This is a genomic window from Paracoccus caeni (assembly GCF_016629665.1).
Lineage (GTDB): Bacteria > Pseudomonadota > Alphaproteobacteria > Rhodobacterales > Rhodobacteraceae > Paracoccus > Paracoccus caeni.
The window spans coordinates 2,501-5,681 of record NZ_JAEPRQ010000019.1 but is presented as its reverse complement, the minus strand read 5'-3'; the positions used below and the strand labels follow the sequence as shown (position 1 = coordinate 5,681).

Here is a 3,181-nt window from a genome sequence, read left to right as displayed (position 1 = left end):
GCAAGTAACGATGGTTGCGGGGGCAGGATTTGAACCTGCGGCCTTCAGGTTATGAGCCTGACGAGCTACCGGGCTGCTCTACCCCGCGCCAATGCATCGCGTGGATTGCGGTGCGGAATTTCATCGTTTCAGGGAGTTCGCTTCTTTCCAGGTCTGGCGGTGACCTACTCTCCCACGTCTTAGGACGCAGTACCATCGGCGCAGCGGCACTTAACGGCCGAGTTCGGGATGGGATCGGGTGTTTTGCTCGCGCTAGGGCCACCAGACCAGGAAAGAAGCGTAATCAGCGTTGCCTGCTTTGCAGGTTATGTTGTCCAAGGATGCTTTTGGAAGAAGTCTTGCTTCTTCCGGATCAAATCAAGCCTATCGAGCCATTAGTACCGGTCAACTGAATGCATTGCTGCACTTACATCTCCGGCCTATCGACGTGGTGGTCTTCCACGGCTCTCAAGGGAGACCTTGTTTTGAGGGGGGCTTCACGCTTAGATGCCTTCAGCGTTTATCCTGTCCGTTCATAGCTACCCTGCACTGCCGTTGGCACGACAACAGGTCCACCAGTGGAACGTTCACCCCGGTCCTCTCGTACTAGGGGCAACTCCTCTCAAGTCTCCAACACCCACGGCAGATAGGGACCGAACTGTCTCACGACGTTCTAAACCCAGCTCACGTACCTCTTTAAACGGCGAACAGCCGTACCCTTGGGACCTGCTCCAGCCCCAGGATGAGATGAGCCGACATCGAGGTGCCAAACGATGCCGTCGATATGGACTCTTGGGCATCATCAGCCTGTTATCCCCAGCGTACCTTTTATCCGTTGAGCGATGGCCCTTCCACTCGGGACCACCGGATCACTATGGCCGTCTTTCGACTCTGCTCGACTTGTCAGTCTTGCAGTCAGGCTGGCTTCTGCCATTGCACTCAACGAGCGATTTCCGACCGCTCTGAGCCAACCTTCGCGCGCCTCCGTTACTGTTTGGGAGGCGACCGCCCCAGTCAAACTACCCGCCACGCAGGGTCCCGGATCCGGATAACGGACCGCGGTTAGACATCAAGAGTGCGAAGGGCGGTATCTCAAGGATGGCTCCATCGGAACTGGCGTCCCGATTTCAAAGCCTACCGCCTATCCTGCACATCGCAATCCTGATGCCAGTGCGAAGCTGTAGTAAAGGTGCATGGGGTCTTTCCGTCTAACCGCGGGAAGTCTGCATCTTCACAGACAATTCAATTTCGCTGAGTCCACATTTGAGACAGCGGGGAAGTCGTTACGCCATTCGTGCAGGTCGGAACTTACCCGACAAGGAATTTCGCTACCTTAGGACCGTTATAGTTACGGCCGCCGTTTACCGGGGCTTCAATTCAATGCTTGCACATCTCCTTTTAACCTTCCGGCACCGGGCAGGCGTCAGACCCTATACGTCGCCTTACGGCTTCGCAGAGCCCTGTGTTTTTAGTAAACAGTCGCCACCCCCTGGTTTGTGCCCCCGACCAATGCTTGCGCACCAATCGGGCCTCCTTCTCGCGAACTTACGGAGGTATTTTGCCGAGTTCCTTAAATGTGGTTCTCTCAAGCGCCTTGGTATTCTCTACCAGTCCACCTGTGTCGGTTTAGGGTACGGTCTCATGGAGGGCTATTTCCAGGAACCACTCACCAGCCCTTCCAATCCGATAAGGAAGAACTAGCTCTGTGATCCGTCACCATCTCCTGGCCCAGGAATATTAACCTGGTTCCCATCGACTACGCCTTTCGGCCTCGCCTTAGGGGCCGGCTTACCCTGCTCAGATTAGCTTTAAGCAGGAACCCTTGGACTTTCGGCGACAGGGTCTCTCACCCTGTTTGTCGCTACTCATGTCAACATTCTCACTTCTGATCACTCCACCGGTTGCCTCACGGCCCGGCTTCACAGTCAGAACATTGCCTCCGTTACTTGCGAACAAGCAAAAGAGGCAGCGTTCTATATCACAGAACGCTCCGCTACCACGCACATAAATGTGCATCCAAAGCTTCGGCTCGTGGCTTGAGCCCCGTTACATCTTCGCCGCAAGACCTCTTAATTAGACCAGTGAGCTGTTACGCTATCTTTAAAGGATGGCTGCTTCTAAGCCAACCTCCTGGTTGTTTTGGAAGTCTCACATGCTTTCCCACTTAGCCACGAATTGGGGGCCTTAGCTGTTGGTCAGGGTTGTTTCCCTCTCCACGACGGACGTTAGCACCCGCCGTGTGTCTCCCGGATAGTCCTTCTTGGTATTCGGAGTTTGCTTAGACTCAGTAAGGCTGTGGGCCCCCATCATCCATGCAGTGCTCTACCCCCAAGAGGATACGTCCGAGGCGCTACCTAAATAGCTTTCGCGGAGAACCAGCTATCTCCGAGTTTGATTGGCCTTTCACCCCTAGGCACAAGTCATCCCGATCCTTTTCAACGGATGTGGGTTCGGACCTCCAGTTGGTGTTACCCAACCTTCATCCTGCTCATGCCTAGATCACTCGGTTTCGGGTCTGATCCATCTAACTAAGTCGCCCATTTAAGACTCGCTTTCGCTGCGCCTACACCTAACGGCTTAAGCTTGCTAGATAGACCAAGTCGTTGACCCATTATACAAAAGGTACGCCGTCACCGCTCAAGGCGGCTCCGACTGCTTGTAGGCGTCCGGTTTCAGAAACTGTTTCACTCCCCTCGTCGGGGTGCTTTTCACCTTTCCCTCACGGTACTGGTTCGCTATCGGTCAGTAAGGAGTACTTAGCCTTCGAGGGTGGTCCCCCGATCTTCAGACAGGATTTCACGTGTCCCGCCCTACTTAATACGTCCAATTGAACTTCCCATACGGGGCTGTCACCCGCTATGGCTGATCTTTCCAGATCATTCTGGTCATTCTCATGGCTCGGCTGGTCCGCGTTCGCTCGCCACTACTAGCGGAGTATCTGTTGATTTCCTTTCCTCCGGGTACTTAGATGTTTCAGTTCCCCGGGTTCGCTTCTTAAACCCTATGTATTCAGGTAAAAGATACCTGGTTAACCCGATTATTGATTGCCGAAGGCAAACAATAACCAAGTTTCAGGTGGGTTTCCCCATTCGGAAATCCATGGATCAAAGCTTATTCTCAGCTCCCCATGGCTTATCGCAGAGTATCACGTCCTTCATCGCCTCTTACTGCCAAGGCATCCACCAAACGCCCTTATCGCGCT

At 53.9% G+C, this 3,181-nt stretch carries 1 tRNA gene and 2 rRNA genes (1 of these 3 only partly in view); all 3 read right to left on the bottom strand.

The window, feature by feature from the left end:
- Positions 1 to 11: 11 nt before the first annotated feature.
- Positions 12 to 88 (bottom strand) — tRNA-Met (locus tag JJJ17_RS20190).
- 63 nt (positions 89 to 151) lie between these two features.
- Positions 152 to 266: ribosomal RNA gene (rrf, locus tag JJJ17_RS20185) — 5S ribosomal RNA — on the bottom strand.
- A gap of 87 nt (positions 267 to 353) precedes the next feature.
- Positions 354 to 3,181, bottom strand: a 23S ribosomal RNA gene (locus tag JJJ17_RS20180) (it continues 5 nt past the right edge of the window).